The 16,867-nt window shown below is 66.5% G+C and carries 15 protein-coding genes and 3 tRNA genes; 12 read left to right on the top strand and 6 right to left on the bottom strand.

What is annotated here, in order from left to right; all coding sequences use genetic code 11:
- Positions 1 to 87: 87 nt before the first annotated feature.
- Together ispD and ispF are read left to right on the top strand one after the other, a co-directional pair.
- Positions 88 to 810: a 2-C-methyl-D-erythritol 4-phosphate cytidylyltransferase gene (gene ispD, locus ABL840_RS22810; RefSeq protein ID WP_093202391.1), complete on the top strand. Its 723-nt coding sequence runs from the start codon at positions 88 to 90 to the stop codon at positions 808 to 810.
- Positions 807 to 1,295: a 2-C-methyl-D-erythritol 2,4-cyclodiphosphate synthase gene (ispF, locus tag ABL840_RS22805; protein WP_093202389.1), complete on the top strand. Its 489-nt coding sequence runs from the start codon at positions 807 to 809 to the stop codon at positions 1,293 to 1,295. Before ispD ends, ispF begins: the two co-directional genes overlap by 4 nt.
- An 18-nt stretch (positions 1,296 to 1,313) precedes the next feature.
- Here the strand turns inward: ispF and ABL840_RS22800 are convergent, their stop codons facing one another.
- Positions 1,314 to 2,738: a sensor histidine kinase gene (locus ABL840_RS22800; protein ID WP_093202386.1), complete on the bottom strand. Its 1,425-nt coding sequence runs from the start codon at positions 2,736 to 2,738 to the stop codon at positions 1,314 to 1,316.
- Positions 2,739 to 2,812: 74 nt separating this feature from the next.
- Positions 2,813 to 3,544, bottom strand: coding sequence for a two-component system response regulator OmpR (gene ompR, locus ABL840_RS22795; RefSeq protein WP_007837017.1), 732 nt, complete (start codon positions 3,542 to 3,544; stop codon positions 2,813 to 2,815).
- Between the two features lie 172 nt (positions 3,545 to 3,716).
- On the opposite strand from ompR, the gene ABL840_RS22790 reads away from it, so the two are divergent.
- Positions 3,717 to 4,076: a hypothetical protein gene (locus tag ABL840_RS22790; RefSeq protein WP_093202384.1), complete on the top strand. Its 360-nt coding sequence runs from the start codon at positions 3,717 to 3,719 to the stop codon at positions 4,074 to 4,076.
- A gap of 76 nt (positions 4,077 to 4,152) precedes the next feature.
- The gene (locus ABL840_RS22785; RefSeq protein WP_093306366.1) at positions 4,153 to 4,863 is read left to right on the top strand and encodes an SIMPL domain-containing protein; all 711 of its coding nucleotides are present in this window, start codon (positions 4,153 to 4,155) and stop codon (positions 4,861 to 4,863) included.
- Positions 4,864 to 4,890: 27 nt separating this feature from the next.
- On the opposite strand, the gene ABL840_RS22780 is transcribed toward ABL840_RS22785, so the two are convergent.
- Positions 4,891 to 5,661: a 3-hydroxybutyrate dehydrogenase gene (locus tag ABL840_RS22780; RefSeq protein ID WP_093306436.1), complete on the bottom strand. Its 771-nt coding sequence runs from the start codon at positions 5,659 to 5,661 to the stop codon at positions 4,891 to 4,893.
- Between the two features lie 26 nt (positions 5,662 to 5,687).
- On the opposite strand from ABL840_RS22780, the gene ABL840_RS22775 reads away from it, so the two are divergent.
- From ABL840_RS22775 to rimO, 6 genes are all read left to right on the top strand, one after another.
- Positions 5,688 to 6,692: an alpha/beta fold hydrolase gene (locus tag ABL840_RS22775; RefSeq protein ID WP_093306368.1), complete on the top strand. Its 1,005-nt coding sequence runs from the start codon at positions 5,688 to 5,690 to the stop codon at positions 6,690 to 6,692.
- Between the two features lie 62 nt (positions 6,693 to 6,754).
- Positions 6,755 to 8,944: a RelA/SpoT family protein gene (locus tag ABL840_RS22770; RefSeq protein ID WP_240652064.1), complete on the top strand. Its 2,190-nt coding sequence runs from the start codon at positions 6,755 to 6,757 to the stop codon at positions 8,942 to 8,944.
- A 48-nt stretch (positions 8,945 to 8,992) separates the two neighbouring features.
- Positions 8,993 to 9,069 (top strand) — tRNA-Val (locus ABL840_RS22765).
- A 155-nt stretch (positions 9,070 to 9,224) separates the two neighbouring features.
- Complete coding sequence (locus ABL840_RS22760) at positions 9,225 to 9,608, top strand: hypothetical protein (protein ID WP_418115982.1); 384 nt, start codon at positions 9,225 to 9,227, stop codon at positions 9,606 to 9,608.
- A 74-nt stretch (positions 9,609 to 9,682) separates the two neighbouring features.
- Entirely contained in the window at positions 9,683 to 10,243 is a 561-nt protein-coding gene (phaR, locus tag ABL840_RS22755) for a polyhydroxyalkanoate synthesis repressor PhaR (protein WP_093202373.1), read from the top strand.
- A gap of 78 nt (positions 10,244 to 10,321) precedes the next feature.
- Entirely contained in the window at positions 10,322 to 11,728 is a 1,407-nt protein-coding gene (gene rimO / locus ABL840_RS22750) for a 30S ribosomal protein S12 methylthiotransferase RimO (RefSeq protein ID WP_093306370.1), read from the top strand.
- An 81-nt stretch (positions 11,729 to 11,809) separates the two neighbouring features.
- Here rimO and ABL840_RS22745 read toward each other — a convergent pair.
- Positions 11,810 to 11,894: transfer RNA gene (locus ABL840_RS22745), tRNA-Leu, on the bottom strand.
- Between the two features lie 206 nt (positions 11,895 to 12,100).
- Positions 12,101 to 12,185, bottom strand: a tRNA-Leu gene (locus ABL840_RS22740).
- A gap of 81 nt (positions 12,186 to 12,266) precedes the next feature.
- On the opposite strand from ABL840_RS22740, the gene rnr reads away from it, so the two are divergent.
- Complete coding sequence (gene rnr, locus ABL840_RS22735) at positions 12,267 to 14,537, top strand: ribonuclease R (protein ID WP_371287181.1); 2,271 nt, start codon at positions 12,267 to 12,269, stop codon at positions 14,535 to 14,537.
- Between the two features lie 57 nt (positions 14,538 to 14,594).
- Positions 14,595 to 15,359 carry an SDR family oxidoreductase gene (locus ABL840_RS22730; RefSeq protein ID WP_093202368.1) on the top strand — a complete coding sequence of 255 codons (765 nt, stop codon included), beginning with the start codon at positions 14,595 to 14,597 and terminating at the stop codon, positions 15,357 to 15,359.
- A gap of 6 nt (positions 15,360 to 15,365) precedes the next feature.
- On the opposite strand, the gene ABL840_RS22725 is transcribed toward ABL840_RS22730, so the two are convergent.
- The gene (locus ABL840_RS22725; protein WP_093306372.1) at positions 15,366 to 16,826 is read right to left on the bottom strand and encodes an NAD(P)H-hydrate dehydratase; all 1,461 of its coding nucleotides are present in this window, start codon (positions 16,824 to 16,826) and stop codon (positions 15,366 to 15,368) included.
- Between the last annotated feature and the right edge of the window lie 41 nt (positions 16,827 to 16,867).

Raw genomic sequence — 16,867 nt, 5'->3', positions numbered from 1 at the left:
CGCCGGCTGGCGAGGGGTGTGCGTAGTGGGCAATTCTAGAATGGCGGCCCTTTATCCGCTTGTCGGCCGCAGCCGACCGCAGGGCCCATGTCCTCTTCCCGACTTTTCGTGCTGATCCCGTGCGCCGGCTCCGGCCATCGCGCGGGGCATGCGCAGTCCACGCAGCCCAAGCAGTACCGGCGCCTGGCCGGACTGCCGATGGTGGCCCACACGCTGGAGGCCTTCCGCGCAATGGCGGGGCGCTTCGCCGGGCTGGCGCTGGTGGTGTCGCCGGACGATCGGGACGTGGATGCGGTGCTGCCGCGCTTTCCCTCGGAGAACGAATACCTGCTGCGCGTTGGCGGCGTGACCCGTGCGGCCACGGTGCGCAACGGCCTGGTGGCGTTGCGGCAGAAGGGCGCCGGCGCGCACGACTGGGTGCTGGTGCACGATGCGGCGCGCTGCCTCGTCACCTCCAGCCAGATCGAGGCGCTGATCGCCGCCTGCGAGCACGACGCCGTCGGCGGCCTGCTGGCGCAGCGGCTGGCCGACACCCTGAAGTCGTCCACCGCCGAGAGCCGCGTGGCCCAGACCCTGTCGCGCGCCGACAAGTGGCTGGCCCAGACGCCGCAGATGTTCCGCATCGGCATGCTGCTCGACGCGCTGGAGCGCACCGGAGACGCCGTGACCGACGAGGCCAGCGCGATCGAGGCCGTCGGCCTGTCGCCGTTGCTGGTGCCGGGCAGCGCGCAGAACTTCAAGGTGACCTTTCCCGAAGACTTCGCGCTGGCCGAAGCGGTGCTGCTGGGCCGCAGGAAGGGGCTGGCATGACAGGCGCATTCAACATCCGCATCGGCGAGGGCTGGGACGTCCACCAGCTGGTGGCGGGGCGCAAGCTGATCCTGGGCGGCGTCGAGGTGCCGCACACCACCGGCCTGCTGGGGCATTCGGATGCCGACGTGCTTCTGCACGCGATCACCGACGCGCTGCTGGGCGGCGCGGGGCTGGGCGACATCGGCCGGCACTTTCCGGACACCGATCCGCAGTTCCGAGGCGCCGATTCGGCGGTGCTGCTGGCCGAGGCGGCGCGCAGGGTGCGCGCGGCCGGCTGGGAGATCGGCAACGTCGACAGCACCGTGATCGCGCAGGCGCCCAAGCTCGCGCCGCACATTCCGCTGATGTGCCAGCGCATCGCCGACACGCTGGGCGTGACGCTGGAGCAGGTGAACGTGAAGGCCAAGACGGCCGAGAAGCTGGGCCCGGTGGGCGAGGGCCGCGCGATGGAGGCCCGCGCGGCCGTTCTGCTCCACAGATAAGAAAGACGCTGCCGGCGCTCAGGCCGGCTTCTTGGCGCCGCTGCCCTGCGGTTCGCCGGGCTTGATGCCGGGCGGCATCGCGCGCGGCATGCGGATGTGCGCCGCCAGGCCGCGGCCCGGCGTGCTCGTCAGCGCGAAGGTGCCGCCCATGCGTTCGATGTTCTTCGCCACGATCGACAGGCCCAGCCCCGCGCCGGCGGCCGAGGTGCGGGCCGCGTCGCCGCGGAAGAAGGGCTTGGTCAGCTGCGCGAGCAGGGCGGGCTCGACGCCGGCGCCATGGTCGCGCACCTTGATGAGCACGGCGTCGTTGTTGGCCTGCGCCTGGATCGTCACGTCTGCAACGCCGGTGGAGGGCGTCTTGCCGTAGCGCCGCGCGTTCTCGACCAGGTTGGAGATGACGCGCGTGAGCTCGACCTCGTCGCCCATCACGCGCAGGTCGGGCGGCACCTCGACCTTGATGTTCATCTCCTCGTAGTCCTGCACGGCATAGGTGCAGGCATCGACCACGTCGCGCAGCAGCACCGGCTTGGGGTCGACGTGGTCGGGCCGGGCGTAGTCGAGGAACTTGTCGATGATCGCGTCGAGCTGGGCGATGTCGGCGGCCATGTGGTCGCGCGCGTCCTCGTCGGCCACGCTCATCTCGGTTTCCAGCCGCAGCCGGGCCAGAGGCGTTCGCAGGTCGTGCGAGATGCCGGCCAGCATGATGGCGCGATCCTGCTCGATCTTGGCGAGCTGGTCGGCCATGCGGTTGAAGCCGATGTTGACCGCGCGGATCTCGTTGGTGCGGGCGCGCTCGTCGAGCCGGTGCGCCTCGTACTCGCCCTCGCGCACCTGCATGGTCGCGCGCGACAGCTGCTTGAGCGGCAGGTTGATGAGCCGCGTGATCAGCGCCGCGCCGGCCAGCGACAGCGCCATGGCGGTGCTGAGCCACACCAGCCAGGTGCGTCCGCCCACGCGGCTGAAGCGCGTGGGGTCGAGCAGCAGCCAGTAGGTGTCGCTCTCGATGGTGAAGCCGATCCACAGGCCGGCCTCGTCGTTCACGCGGCTTGCAACCGTGGTGCCTTCGCCGAGCTGGTCGATCAGCTCCTCGGTCACGCGCAGGTCGAGCGCGCCGCTGGTGTAGGGCTGGAAGCGGTCGTTGGGCTCGCGCGGCAGGATGCGCACGCCTTCCTGGTCGGCCAGCGTCTTGATCAGCGACACCCGGGTGATGGCGTCGGAATACACCAGCGCCGCGCGCGTGAGGTTCACGAGCGAGGCGATCTGATGTGCCGTCTGGATTGCGCGCGGCTCGTATTCGAGCGAGCGGAAAGTCTGCAGCCAGGCGACCGTACAGCCGATCAGCAGCAGTGCGAGCAGAAAGAAGGTGCGCCAGAAAAGGCTGAAGCCCAGCTTGAGGCCGGGGCGGCGGTCACGTTGCGCGCTCGCTTCGAGCGGGCTCGGCATTGTGACCTGCGCGCCGTCCTCCTGGGCAGCGCCTGGTCCGGTGGTTTGGCCGACGGCCACCTGTCAACGTGGTATCAGGCCGTGCCGTCCGGCACGAACACGTAGCCCACGCCCCAGACGGTCTGGATGTAGCGGGGCGCAGCGGCATCGGATTCGACGAGCTTGCGCAGGCGCGAGATCTGCACGTCCAGGCTGCGGTCGAAGGGCTCGAACTCGCGGCCGCGCGCCAGCTGGGCGAGCTTTTCGCGCGACAGCGGCTGGCGCGGATGGCGCACCAGCGCCTTCAGCATGGCGAACTCGCCGGTGGTCAGCGAGAGTTCTTCGCCGTCCTTCTTCAGGGTGCGGGAGCCGAGGTCGAAGGCGAATGGGCCGAAGGTGACGGTCTCGTTCTCGGTGGAGGGGGCGCCCGGCGCCTCGAGCGGCGGGCGGCGGCGCAGTACTGCGTGGACGCGGGCCAGCAGTTCGCGCGGGTTGAAGGGCTTGCCGAGGTAGTCGTCGGCGCCGACCTCGAGGCCGACGATGCGGTCAACGTCCTCGCCCTTGGCGGTGAGCATGATGATCGGCGTGCGGTCGTTGGCGGCACGCAGGCGGCGGCAGACGGAAAGGCCGTCCTCGCCGGGCATCATCAGGTCGAGCACGATCAGGTCGACCGTGTCGCGCAACAGGATGCGGTTGAGCGCCTTGCCGTCCTCGGCCACGATCACTTCGAAGCCTTCCTGCGTTAGGTAGCGGCGCAGCAGGTCGCGGATGCGGGCGTCGTCGTCGACGATCACGATCTTGTCGGTGCGAGCGGGAACTTGAGTCATTTCTACAACGTTGAATTTGTAACAGGGCCGATTCTGAAGGCGTTGAGGGTTCGTTGAGCCGGATTTACTTATGGTTTGACACTAAGTTACAAAACTTGCGGACGTTCGCGGTCTGGTCATCCGACGTTAGCGAGGTGATGGCAAAGTCGCGCTTCCTGCCGACTTCCAATCAATGAGACGTCCTACATTCGCGCTGCCGTTCTTCCTCGTATTCGCCTGCGGTCCGTCGCTGGCGGTGTCTGGCGATCTGTTCAGGGTGGGCGAGGTCCGGCGCAATGAAGTCAGGGACGCCGTTGCCGCCCACAGGGCCGCGCAACGCGAGGAAGTCCGTCGCGGGGAGGCCATTGCCGGACGACGCCTCACTCCCGCCGAGCTGTTCGAGCTGCGTCAGCAGGTTCGCGGCCAATGGACCCCGCCCGCCGCGGGTGCTTTGCTCAATTCGGCAGAATCGCAGCCGGCCGAGCGGATCGTGCCGGTGCCACCGGCCGCGGCCCGCCAGCTGCCTGTCGCGCCGCGCAGCGAACGCCGCTGAGACAGCGCGCGATGCGCCGGCCTGCTTTCTCGGGGCAGGCCTGTCTGTCTTTCATATCAATCGGGAGAACCTTGCCATGAAGAAGAAAATCAAACTGCTCGCGGCCTGTGCCGCCCTGGCCACGGCCGGCACTGCCCTGGCCCAGAACGCCGTCACGCCGGCTCCCCAGAACGTGCTGCAGCTCACCGCATCGGGTGCGGTCGAAGTCCAGCAGGACATGCTGAGCATGACGCTCGTGACCACCCGCGACGCGACCGACGCGGCCACCGTGCAGACGCAGCTGAAGGCCGCGCTCGACGCCGCGCTGGCCGAAGCGAAGAAGAATGCCCAGGCGGGCCAGCTCGACGTGCGCACCGGCAACTTCAGCCTGTCGCCGCGCTACACCAAGGACGGCAAGATCAACGGCTGGCAGGGCTCGACCGAGCTGGTGCTCGAAGGCCGCGACTTCCCGCGCATCACCCAGACGGCAGGGCGCATCACCACGCTCAGCGTGGGCAACGTCGGCTTCGGCCTGAGCCGCGAACAGCGCGCGAAGACCGAGACCGAGGCGCAGACCATCGCCATCCAGAACTTCAAGCAGAAGGCCGACGAGCTCGCCAAGGGCTTCGGCTTCAGCGGCTACACGCTGCGCGAGGTGTCGGTGAACGCGAGCGACAACGGCCCGATCCGCCCGCGCTTGATGGCGGTGCAGGCCAAGTCGTTCTCGTCGGCCGATTCGGCCGTGCCGGTCGAGGCCGGCAAGACCAGCGTGACGGTGAGCGTGTCGGGCTCGGTGCAGCTCAAATAAGGGAAACGCGTACCGCGGGGCTACCCATTACTGGGCAGTCCAGCCGCCGTCCATGGCCCAGGCAACGCCCCGGACCTGGTCGGCAGCCGGCGAGCACAGGAAGACGGCCAGGCCGCCCAGTTGCTCGACGGTGGTGAACTGCAGCGAAGGCTGCTTTTCGCCCAGCAGGTCGTTCTGCGCCTGCGCGGCTGTGATGCCTTCGCGCGCCGCGCGGTCGTCGATCTGCTTCTGCACCAGTGCGGTCAGCACCCAGCCCGGGCAGATGGCATTGACGGTGACGCCGGTGGTCGCGGTTTCGAGCGCCACGGCCTTGGTCAGACCCACGACACCGTGCTTGGCCGCCACGTAGGCCGACTTCTGCGCCGAAGCTACGAGGCCGTGCGCCGATGCGATGTTGATGACCCGGCCCCAGTTCGCTTCGCGCATCGCGGGGATCGCCAGGCGCGTGGTGTGGAAGGCGCTGCTGAGGTTGATCGCGATGATGGCGTCCCAACGTTCGGTGGGGAAATCTTCCACCTTGGCCACGTGCTGGATGCCGGCGTTGTTCACGAGGATGTCGACGCGGCCGAACTTCGACGCGGCGAACTTCATCATGTCCTCGATCTGTTCCGGCTTGCTCATGTCGGCGCCGTGGTATTCGGCGCGAACGCCGAGTGCTTCGACCTCGGCCCTGGGGGCCGAGGCATCGCCGAAGCCGTTGAGCACGATGTTTGCACCCTGTTGGGCGAGGGACTTGGCGACAGCGAGGCCGATGCCACTGGTGGACCCCGTGACAAGCGCGGTTTTGCCTTTGAGCATGAAGATCAATCTCCGGATGAATTAGGATGCGACGAGACAATTATCAGCACCAGAACAAGATTGTTTCCATGACCGAGCCGACGCTTCATTACGTGGCGTGCGATGACGCCCAGGGCGGCCACCGCATGGCCTATTGGCAATGGGGCGACGCGCGCAGCGCACACGTCGTTGTCTGCGTGCACGGTCTCACCCGGCAGGGCCGCGATTTCGACCTGCTGGCGCAGGCCATCGTGGCGCGCGCCGGCGGCGACGTGCGCGTGGTCTGCCCCGACGTGGCGGGCCGAGGGCGCAGCGACTGGTTGCGCGATCCTTCCCTATATCAGGTGCCGGTGTACGCGGCCGACATGGTTGCGCTGATTGCGCAGCTGCATCGCGAGCAGCCCGTCGACACGCTCGACTACCTCGGCACCAGCATGGGCGGGCTGATCGGCTTCGTGCTTGCCGGACACAAGGAGCTGCCGCTGACCCGTTCCATCCGTCGCTTCGTGGCGAACGACGTCGGTCCGACGATCGAGCCGGTCGCGTTGCAGCGCATCGGCGCCTATGTCGGCAAGAACGGCAGCTTCGAGAGCGAGCAGGCGGCGGCCGATGCCATGTGGGCGCTGTCGACCACCTTCGGTCCCCACACGCCGGCCCAGTGGCTGGAGTTGTCGCGGCACATGGTGGTGCCCGCCTCGCAGCGCACGGCCGACGGCTCGGCGAAGGTCGAGGCGAGCGGTGGCGAAGACGGGCGCTGGCTGCTTCACTACGACCCGGCCATCGGCGTTGCGCTTCGCGCCATCACGCCCGAGGCCGCGGCGCAGGGCGGTGCGATCATGTGGAGCCTGTACGACGCCATCACGGCGCGCACGCTGCTCACGCGCGGCGCCGAGTCGGATCTGCTGTCGCGCGAAACGGCCCTGGCCATGACGCAGCGCGGCCCGCATGCAACCCTGGTCGAGTTCGAGGGCGTGGGCCATGCGCCGACCTTCGTCGACCCCGCACAGATCGCCGCCGTCACCAACTTCCTTTTCGACCCATCGAGCGATTGAGCGAGCGAAGCGTGAAGCGCGATTCTTCGAGTCTCCAGACGGCATCCGCGTCCGACGCGGTCATGGTCGACTATCCGCTGTCCGCGGCGACTGCCGAGCGCACGCCGGTGATGGAGAACATGCTGGCGCGTGCGCGGGCCTTCGCCGAGCCCCTGATCGCCGACGAGAAGCTCGACACCGGCGAGAACACGCTCGCGCATGCCGACGCGGTGGCCGGCATCGTCGCGAAGATGGGCGGCTCCGAGGCCATGCAGGCCGCGAGCTACCTGGTCTATTCGTGCCAGCACCTGAACCGCCCGCAGGAAGTGATCGCCAAGGTGTTCGGCGACAACTTCGCGGCGCTGGCGGTAGAGACGACCAAGCTGGTTCGCGTGCAGGAGCAGGCGCGCTCGGCGTCGCAGGGGCATCACGGAGAAGGTGCCGGCGCGCAGACCGAGAACGTGCGCAAGATGCTGCTCGCGTTCTCGCGCGACCTGCGCGTGGTGATGTTGCGGCTGGCTTCGCGCCTGCAGACGCTGAGGCATGCGGCAGCGAGCAAGCGGCCGGCGCCCGAGGGCGTGGCGCGCGAGTCGCTGCAGGTGTTCGCGCCGCTGGCCAACCGGCTGGGCATCTGGCAGGTGAAGTGGGAGATCGAGGATCTCTCGTTCCGCTTCCTCGAGCCCGAGACCTACAAGCTGATCGCGCGCCTGCTCGACGAGAAGCGCATCGAGCGCGAAGGGCATGTCGAGCAGCTGCGCTCGCAGCTCGAGCGTGAGCTGCAGGCCGAAGGCGTCAAGGCCGTGGTGCAGGGGCGTCCCAAGAACATCTACAGCATCGTGAAGAAGATGCGCGGCAAGTCGCTCGACTTCGCGCAGGTCTTCGACATCCTCGCGCTGCGCGTGGTGGTGCCCGACGTCAAGGACTGCTACGCGGCGCTGGCTTGGGTGCATTCGCACTTCCAGCCCATCGACGAGGAGTTCGACGACTACATCGCGCGGCCCAAGCCCAATGGCTACCAGTCGCTGCACACGGTGGTGCGCGAGCTGGTGGACGGCAAGGCGGGCAAGCCCATCGAGATCCAGATCCGCACTGAAGAAATGCATGACCACGCCGAGCATGGCGTGGCCGCTCACTGGGCCTACAAGGAAGCGGGCCACAAGGGCTACGCGGGCGTGTGGGCCAGCGGCGAGTACGACGCGAAGATCGCCGTGCTGCGGCAACTGCTGGCGTGGGAGCGTGATCTCTCTGGTGGCCTGCAGGGGCAGGGCCTGTTCGACGACCGCATCTATGTACTGACGCCCGATGCCGCCATTGTCGAACTGCCGCAGGGCGCGACGCCTGTGGACTTCGCCTACACGGTGCACACCACGCTGGGCCATCGCTGCCGCGGGGCGCGTGTCGATGGCGCGATGGTGCCGCTGAACACGCCGCTGTCGAACGGACAGACGGTGGAGATCATCGCGGCCAAGGAGGGCGGGCCTTCGCGCGACTGGCTCAATGCGGAGCTTGGTTATCTGGCCAGCCATCGTGCGCGCGCGAAGGTGCGCGCATGGTTCAACGCGCAGATCACGCACGAGACCGTGGCGCGCGGACGCGAGGCGGTCGAGAAGCTGCTGCAGCGCGAAGGCAAGACGGCGGTGCGGCTCGAGGACCTGGCTTCGCAGCTGGGCTTCAAGTCGGCGGACCATCTGTTCGAAGTGGTGGGCAAGGACGAGTTCTCCCTGCGCAACATCGAAGCCTTGCTGCGGCCGCCGGAGCCTGCACCCGGGCCTGACGACGGCGTGCTCATCAAGAAGGCGCGCGGCAGCGAGAAGTCGGGCAAGGGCGGCGTGCTCGTGGTGGGCGTGTCTTCGTTGATGACGCAGCTCGCCAAGTGCTGCAAGCCGGCACCGCCCGATGCCATTCGTGGCTTCGTCACGCGGGGCCATGGCGTGAGCGTGCATCGCAGCGACTGCAGCAACTTCCGCATGATGGCTGCCAAGGATGGCGAGCGCGTCATCGATGTGGAGTGGGGCGCCGCGAAGAAGGGCGCCGATGCGCCTGTGTATGCGGTGGACGTGGCTGTCGAGGCAGCGGATCGTCAGGGCCTGCTGCGCGACATCTCCGATGTGTTCGCGCGCGAGAAGATGAATGTGATCGGCGTGCAGACGCAGTCGATCAAGGGCACTGCGTGGATGACGTTCACTGTCGAAATCGCCGATGCCGCGCGTCTCACGCAGGTCCTCGGACTGGTCACTGCAGTTATTGGTGTGCGATCTGCACGTCGTCGCTGAAAAACGCGATTTCTCCTGCTACAATAACTGCTTCTCGGACACATCCTTAGGCGCGTAGCTCAGCTGGTTAGAGCACCACCTTGACATGGTGGGGGTCGTTGGTTCGAGTCCAATCGCGCCTACCAATTTCTGTTTCAACCCCGGCCAACCACCGGTTCAGTCGAACAGAGCATGCACCGGGTTCCCCGGTGCACATATCGTCCCTTGTGGTGATGCAGGCAAAGACCCTCGGCATGTTCTTGTGCTACCTTGGTCACTCTGCAACTACATTCCATTTTTCTTGATAAGCGATCCGATAAATACGCGATCAACATTCGTTGATCGGGCTCATGCCGACAAGCGGCTGACCGCATTGCTCAAGCAGGCGCCCATCGAGTTTGCGCGTGCTGTCTACGGCATCAATGACTACGAAAGCGGTCGCACCGACACCATGGCAGCGCGTGAAGTGGCGCGCGCCCAACGCCAGGGCATGCCCCTGACCGAGGAGCGTGCCGAACAGCGCGCCCGTGCCTACCTGCCGACGGTCGGACAAGAGCATTGCCCGCGATGCTGGGTCGTCTACGGGCAGAAAACCCCGCTGCGGTTTCGCGAGGCAGACGAAGAGCGACCCGAGGTTGCTGGTTGCCATGCATGCGGCGCGGAGTACGCAACATCGGCAGATTGAGAAAAGTGCCGCAGCCGGTCAGGGTAAACCTTGTCGCGACGCAGCAAAACCGCTCCCTAGAATCATCCGATGACATGGGCGTCCATGTGAAGGAGTCCGCAGTGCAGAGCAAGAAGTCCGGGGCGAAACCGGTGCAGCGTGTGATCAAGAAGTACCCGAACAGAAGGCTCTACGACACCGAGACATCCACGTACATCACGCTGACCGAGGTGAAACAGCTGGTCATCCAGAATGCCCAGTTCGTGGTGCGTGATGCCAAGACCGGCGACGACCTCACGCGCAGCATCCTGCTGCAGATCATTCTTGAGGAAGAGGCGGGCGGCGCGCCGATGTTCACCGAGCAGGTGCTAGCCAACATCATCCGTTTCTACGGGCAGGCGATGCAGGGCTATATGGGCCCGTATCTCGAGAAGAACATCCAAGCCATGACCGAGGTGCAGGCGCAGCTTGCCGAAAAGGCCGAAGGCCTGACGCCCGAGATGTGGGCTCGCTTCATGACCATGCAGTCGCCGATGCTGCAGGGGCTGATGGGCAGCTATGTCGAGCAATCGAAGAATGTCTTTCTGCAGATGCAGGAGCAGATGCAGAAGAATACCGAACAGGTTCTGGGGGCCTTTGGCATCAAGCGCTCCTGATCGACGTGCAAGCGACCGGAAGCGCAGACTGACCGGTCGATGCCCCGCCGTCACCGATAGCTGGGACAATAGAGGCATATGAGCGAAGTTGCCTCCCCCGAACGTACGGCCACGCCGACCGCCCCCAAGGTCGGATTCGTGAGCCTGGGCTGCCCCAAGGCCCTTACCGATTCCGAATTGATCCTGACCCAGTTGAGTGCGGAGGGTTATCAGATCGCCAAGACTTTCGAAGGCGCCGACCTGGTGATCGTCAACACCTGCGGCTTCATTGACGATGCCGTGAAGGAAAGCCTCGACACCATCGGCGAAGCGCTCGCCGAGAATGGCCGCGTGATCGTCACCGGCTGCCTGGGTGCCAAGACCGGCGACCAGGGCGGCAATCTGGTGCGCCAGATGCATCCGAGCGTGCTTGCCGTCACCGGTCCGCACGCCACGCAGGAGGTGATGGATGCCGTGCATGCCAACCTGCCGAAGCCGCACGACCCATTCATCGACCTGGTGCCGAACTCCTTCGGTGTCGCGGGGCTCAAGCTGACGCCGCGGCACTACGCGTACCTGAAGATCAGCGAGGGCTGCAACCATCGCTGCACCTTCTGCATCATTCCCTCGATGCGCGGCGACCTCGTGTCGCGGCCCGTGGGCGATGTGCTGAGCGAGGCCAAGGCCTTGTTCGAAGGCGGCGTGAAGGAGCTGCTGGTGATCAGCCAGGACACCTCGGCCTATGGCGTCGACGTGAAGTACCGCACCGGGTTCTGGGATGGCAAGCCGGTCAAGACCCGCATGCTCGAACTGGTGCGCACGCTGGGTGAAATCGCCGAGCCGTACGGTGCCTGGGTTCGCCTGCACTATGTGTACCCGTACCCGAGCGTCGACGAGATCATTCCGCTGATGGCGAGCGGACAGGTGCTGCCGTACCTCGACGTGCCCTTGCAGCACAGTCATCCCGATGTGCTGAAGCGCATGAAGCGCCCGGCTAGCGGCGAGAAGAACCTGGAGCGGCTGGCGCGTTGGCGCGAGGTGTGCCCGGAGCTCGTGATCCGCAGCACCTTCATCGCGGGCTTCCCCGGCGAGACGGAGCAGGAGTTCGAGCATCTGCTCGACTTCATCCGCGAGGCTGAGATCGATCGTGCCGGTTGCTTTGCGTACAGCCCGGTCGAAGGCGCCACGGCGAATGGCATTCCGGGCATGCTGCCCGAGGCCGAGCGCGAGGCGCGCCGTGCGCGTTTCATGGAGGTGGCCGAAGCCGTGTCGATCGCCAAGCTGCAAAGGCGCATCGGCTCAACGATGCAGGTGCTGGTCGACTCGGCGCCTGGCATGGGCCGCAAGGGCGGGGTGGGGCGCACGTATGCCGATGCACCGGAAATCGACGGAACGGTCCGGTTGCTGCCGCCCGAGAAGATCAGCAAGACGCTGAAGGTGGGTGAGTTCACCCGCGCGCGCATCGTGGGTGCCGAGGGCCACGACCTGATCGCGCTGCCCGTTTGATGCAGATCCGGATGAGCAAGAAAAAAGCCACCGGAGACCGGTGGCTTCTTTCGGATGACCTGGCGGGGGTCAATTCGGATCTGGTGCCCAGAAGAGGACTCGAACCTCCACGATGTTACTCGCTAGTACCTGAAACTAGTGCGTCTACCAATTCCGCCATCTGGGCAGTTTCTGCTTTTCAGCAAAGACTGCGAGTATACACAATTTGTCGCCATGGCCTGAAAAAACGGGCCGCGCAGAAAAATTTGGCACTGGTCCGGCTCTTGCCTGTCCGGTTGCGCCGGCCGTTCGATGCGGATTCGATCGGCAATGAAAAAGCCACCGGAGACCGGTGGCTTGAATCGATTGACCCGGTAAAGGTCTGTTTAAACTTGGTGCCCAGAAGAGGACTCGAACCTCCACGATGTTACTCGCTAGTACCTGAAACTAGTGCGTCTACCAATTCCGCCATCTGGGCCCACGTAGTTGCAGAAGCAACTGCGTTTTGAATTTCAGGAAAGAAGGAGATCATATCAAAAATAACGTTACTTCCAGCGGCCTGCTGGATGAAATCGAAGGAACTGTTCAAGGACATCGCGACGGGCACGGCTTCGTGCAGCGCGACGACGGCGAGGCGGACATCTACCTGCCTCCGAACGAGATGCGCGCGGTGCTGCACAAGGACCGCGTCAAGGCGCGCATCGTGCGCCAGGACCGCCGCGGCCGCCCGGAGGGGCGCGTGGTGGAAATCGTCGAGCGTCCCGAGCAGCCCATCATCGGCCGCCTGTTGCACGAAGGTGGCATCTGGCTCGTGGCGCCGGAAGACAAGCGCTACGGCCAGGACGTCCTGATTCCCAAGGGGGCGACCGGCCCTGCGAAGGTGGGGCAGGTCGTAGTCGTGCAGCTCACCGAGCCGCCGGCGCTGTTCGGTCAGCCCGTGGGCCGTGTGAAAGAGGTGCTGGGCGAGATCGACGACCCCGGCATGGAGATCGAGATCGCCGTGCGCAAGTACGGCGTGCCGCACGAGTTTTCCGCGGAATGCCTGGCGGCTGCCAAGGCGTTGCCCGAGAAGGTCCGTCCCGCCGACAAGAAGGGCCGCGTCGACCTCACCGACATTCCACTCGTCACCATCGACGGCGAGGATGCCCGCGACTTCGACGACGCCGTCTATTGCGAGCCCGCGAAGGTAGGCCGCGGCAAGGGCTGGCGCCTGCTGGTGGCCATTGCCGACGTCAGTGCCTATGTGCAGACCGGCTCGCCCATCGACATCGATGCCTACGACCGCGCCACCAGCGTCTACTTTCCGCGCCGCGTCATTCCGATGCTGCCCGAGAAGCTGTCGAACGGACTGTGCTCGCTCAACCCCGAGGTCGAGCGCCTGTGCATGGTGTGCGACATGCTGGTCGCGGCCGACGGCGAGATCTACGCCTACCAGTTCTATCCGGCCGTGATGTTCAGTCACGCGCGCTTCACGTACACCGAGGTGGCTGCCATCCTCGGCAACACGCGCGGCCCAGAGGCTGCGAAGCGCAAGGAGCGCGTCAAGGACCTGCTGAACCTCGCCGACGTCTACAAGGCGCTGCTCAAGCAGCGCGGCAAGCGCGGAGCTGTCGATTTCGAAACCACCGAGACCCAGATCATCTGCGACGAAGCCGGCCGCATCGAGAAGATCGTGCCTCGCACTCGCAACGAGGCGCATCGCCTGATCGAAGAGGCGATGCTCGCGGCCAACGTCTGCAGCGCCGACTTCATCGCTGAAGGCAAGCACCCGGGCCTGTACCGCGTGCACGAAGGTCCGACGCCCGAGAAGAAGGAAATCCTGCGCGGCTACCTGAAGGCCATGGGCGTGGGCCTGAGCATCACCGACGACCCGCGTCCGGGCGAGTTCCAGGCAATCGCAGAGGCCACCAAGGAGCGCCCCGACGCGCAGCAGATCCACACCATGCTGCTGCGCTCGATGCAGCAGGCGATCTATACGCCGATCAACAGCGGCCACTTCGGCCTGGCCTACGAGGCCTACACGCACTTCACGAGCCCGATCCGGCGCTATCCCGACCTGCTGGTGCACCGCGTGATCAAGGCGATCCTCGGCAAGACGCGCTACCAGCTGCCGATGCTGCCCACCCCCGGCGAGGCGCATGCGAAGCTGGCCAAGCGCTTGGCGTCGCGCGTGAAGGCGCCCACTGCAAAGCCGCAGAAGGCCACCGTCGCGCCCAGCAAGGAAGTGATGGCATGGGAGGCCGCCGGCCTGCATTGCAGCGCCAACGAGCGCCGTGCCGACGAGGCCAGCCGCGACGTCGAGGCCTGGCTCAAGTGCAAGTACATGCGCGAGCATCTCGGCGAGGAGTACGGCGGCGTGGTCACCGCGGCCACCACCTTCGGCATCTTCGTCACGCTCGATGCGATGTACGTCGAGGGCCTGGTGCACATCACCGAGCTCGGCGGCGAATACTTCAAGTTCGACGAGATGCGCCAGGAGCTGCGCGGCGAGCGCACCGGCATCCGCTACGCCATCGGCACGCGGGTGCGCGTGCAGGTGAGCCGCGTCGACCTGGACGGCCGCAAGATCGACTTCCGTCTCGTGCGCGAAGGCGAAGAGCTCGCGGCCCGCGCCATGAAGGACAAGGGTGCGGCATCATCGGGCGTGCCGGTGAAGGCCTCGGCCAAGCGCAGCACGCGCCACAAGGCGGAAGCCGGCAAGGCCGAGCCGCGCGGCGAGCGACCCACCTCGGCCACGGCCGGGGCGCAGTCGGCGATGCAGGCCTTCAAGTCGGCGGTGAAGAAGGCCGCCAGCAAGATGAAGGGCAAGGGGCGCAAGCCGCGCCGCTGACCAGGCCTCGCACCATCGAACGAACCATCGACAACCGAAAAGAAAGAGACAGACAGCATGAGCGCTGAAGACAACAAGGGCCGTATCGCCATCGTCACGGGTGCTGGTTCCGGCATCGGCCGCGCCGCCGCGCTGGCGCTGCTGGGCGACGGTTGGAGCGTTGCGCTGGCGGGCCGCCGCCTCGAGCCGCTGGAGCAGGTGGCGGAAGAATCGGGCGCCGGCGCGCGCGCCTTCGCCGTGCCGACCGACGTGTCGAACGCAGACTCGGTGCAGGCCCTGTTCGCCGCCACCGTCGAGCGCTTCGGCCGTGTCGACCTGCTGTTCAACAACGCCGGCGTGGGCAACCCGCCGGGCCCGTTCGAAGACTGGACGCCCGAGCAGTGGCAGGGCGTGGTCGACATCAATCTCACCGGCATGTTCTTCTGCATCCAGCAGGCGTTCCGCACGATGAAGGCCCAGACGCCGATGGGCGGCCGCATCATCAACAACGGCTCGATCTCGGCCACGGCGCCGCGTCCGAACTCGGCTGCCTACACGGCAACCAAGCATGCGGTCGAAGGGCTTACCAAGACCGCTTCGCTCGACGGCCGCAAGTACGACATCGCCGTCGGGCAGGTGGACGTGGGCAACGCCATGACCGAGCTGGCCGCACGCATGGCCAAGGGCGTGCCGCAGGCCAATGGCGAGCTCGCCATCGAACCGCTGATCGATGTCAAGATCGTCGGCCAGTCGGTGCTCTACATGGCGAACCTGCCGCTCGAAGCCAACGTGCTGTTCCACACCATCATGGCGACGAAGATGCCCTTCGTCGGGCGCGGCTGACGCCTCTCAGTCGGGTGCGCGGCGGGCCAGTGCGCCGGCCGTGAGCGGGGCTGTGTCGGCCGGCCACGTGTCGGCGATGCGGCCATGCAGCCAGACGGCTTCGCGCGCCGCGTCGAAAGCCGGCTTTCGCATGGCCAGGGCGGCACCGATCATTCCGGCCAGCACGTCTCCGGTGCCTGCGGTCGCCAGGCGGGCATTGCCGCTCAGGTTGATGACCGGCAGGGTATCGGCGCCGCCGGCAATGACGGTGCCCGAGCCCTTGAGCACCACCACCACATTGAAGCGCGCGGCGAGTTCGCGTGCCGCGGTCAGCCTGTCGCCCTGAACGTCGCCGACCGTGCAGTTCAGCAGGCGCGCGGCTTCCAGCGGATGCGGCGTGATCACTGTGGGTGCTCCGTCTCTGCAGCGTGATGACAGCTGCGTTTGCAGCACACCATCGGCTGCGATCGCATTGAGTGCATCGGCGTCGAGCACCAGGGCGGCCGCCGTGGAGAGAATGTTCGGCAGCAGATCGCGAACTGCTTCTCCGCCGCCGCAACCGCAGACCGCCGTCATGCCGGAAAGATCGAGCGTCCGTGCGTCGCGCAACATCAGTTCGGGCTGCGCGGTGTCGACGGGGGCCGCGTTCGGGTCGAGCAAGCCGACGAAGACGCGTCCCGCGCCGCCATGCAGCGCCGCCGAGCCGGCCAGCAATGTGGCTCCGGCCATGCCGGACGCTCCGCCGATCACCGCGACGTCGCCGTAGCTGCCCTTGTGCGATGCGTGGCTACGCGGTTGCGAGTCGGGCGCTCCCGCGATCCGGGCCGTCGGCCGATCCTTGAATGCACCGCAGCCGAGGTCATCGAACCAGACCGTGCCTGCCGCGTCACGGCCTTGGGCGGTGAACAAGCCTGGCTTCAAGGTGAGAAAGGTGATGCAGGTGAGAGCCGATTCCCGCGGGTGGCTGGCGCCCTGGGGCAGAGTGCCCGTGTCCGCATTCAGGCCCGAGGGAACGTCCACGCAAAGTACCGGCTGGCCGCTGGAGTGCATCCGCGCCAGCCACTGCGCCATGGTGCCTTCGGGAGGCCGCGTCGATCCGATGCCGAGCAGCGCATCGATCGCCAGCTCATAGGCCGAAGGCGGCGTCGCGGCAAAGGTAACGCCCGCATCGCGGGCACGCTGCAGCGATGCCTTGGCGTCTAGCGGCAACCGGCCTTCCTCTCCCAGAAAGGTGACTACCGGAAAGAAGCCTCGATGCCGCAGCTGCGCGGCAGCTTCGAAGCCGTCGCCGCCGTTGTTTCCCGGCCCGCAGGCAACCCAGACGGTGCGTGCATGCGGCGCGATCGCCATCGCCAGCCGGGCGACCGCAAGACCCGCGCGCTGCATCAGCGTATGGGCGGGCAGGGCAGCCGCGGCAGCCTGTTCGATGCGACGCGTGGCGGCGATGTCGAACAGATCGGCAGCGGTGGCTGGGGTGATGCGTTGCATCGGCGCATTGTGCCGTCGGGCTGCATTCCTATCATCCGGGG

The sequence above is a fragment of the Variovorax sp. NFACC27 genome (assembly GCF_048301545.1).
Classification (GTDB): Bacteria; Pseudomonadota; Gammaproteobacteria; order Burkholderiales; family Burkholderiaceae_C; genus Variovorax; species Variovorax gossypii.
Note: the sequence above shows the minus strand (reverse complement) of the source record. Positions and strands in the feature narration are given on the sequence as shown.

Bases quoted from the DNA above. Each gene is read 5' to 3' on its own strand.
- ispD (WP_093202391.1), top strand. From the start codon at position 88: ATGTCCTCTTCCCGACTTTTCGTGCTGATCCCGTGCGCCGGCTCCGGC.
- ispF (WP_093202389.1), top strand. From the start codon at position 807: ATGACAGGCGCATTCAACATCCGCATCGGCGAGGGCTGGGACGTCCAC.
- ABL840_RS22800 (WP_093202386.1), bottom strand. From the start codon at position 2,738: ATGCCGAGCCCGCTCGAAGCGAGCGCGCAACGTGACCGCCGCCCCGGC.
- ompR (WP_007837017.1), bottom strand. From the start codon at position 3,544: ATGACTCAAGTTCCCGCTCGCACCGACAAGATCGTGATCGTCGACGAC.
- ABL840_RS22790 (WP_093202384.1), top strand. From the start codon at position 3,717: ATGAGACGTCCTACATTCGCGCTGCCGTTCTTCCTCGTATTCGCCTGC.
- ABL840_RS22785 (WP_093306366.1), top strand. From the start codon at position 4,153: ATGAAGAAGAAAATCAAACTGCTCGCGGCCTGTGCCGCCCTGGCCACG.
- ABL840_RS22780 (WP_093306436.1), bottom strand. From the start codon at position 5,661: ATGCTCAAAGGCAAAACCGCGCTTGTCACGGGGTCCACCAGTGGCATC.
- ABL840_RS22775 (WP_093306368.1), top strand. From the start codon at position 5,688: ATGCGACGAGACAATTATCAGCACCAGAACAAGATTGTTTCCATGACC.
- ABL840_RS22770 (WP_240652064.1), top strand. From the start codon at position 6,755: ATGGTCGACTATCCGCTGTCCGCGGCGACTGCCGAGCGCACGCCGGTG.
- phaR (WP_093202373.1), top strand. From the start codon at position 9,683: ATGGGCGTCCATGTGAAGGAGTCCGCAGTGCAGAGCAAGAAGTCCGGG.
- rimO (WP_093306370.1), top strand. From the start codon at position 10,322: ATGAGCGAAGTTGCCTCCCCCGAACGTACGGCCACGCCGACCGCCCCC.
- ABL840_RS22730 (WP_093202368.1), top strand. From the start codon at position 14,595: ATGAGCGCTGAAGACAACAAGGGCCGTATCGCCATCGTCACGGGTGCT.
- ABL840_RS22725 (WP_093306372.1), bottom strand. From the start codon at position 16,826: ATGCAACGCATCACCCCAGCCACCGCTGCCGATCTGTTCGACATCGCC.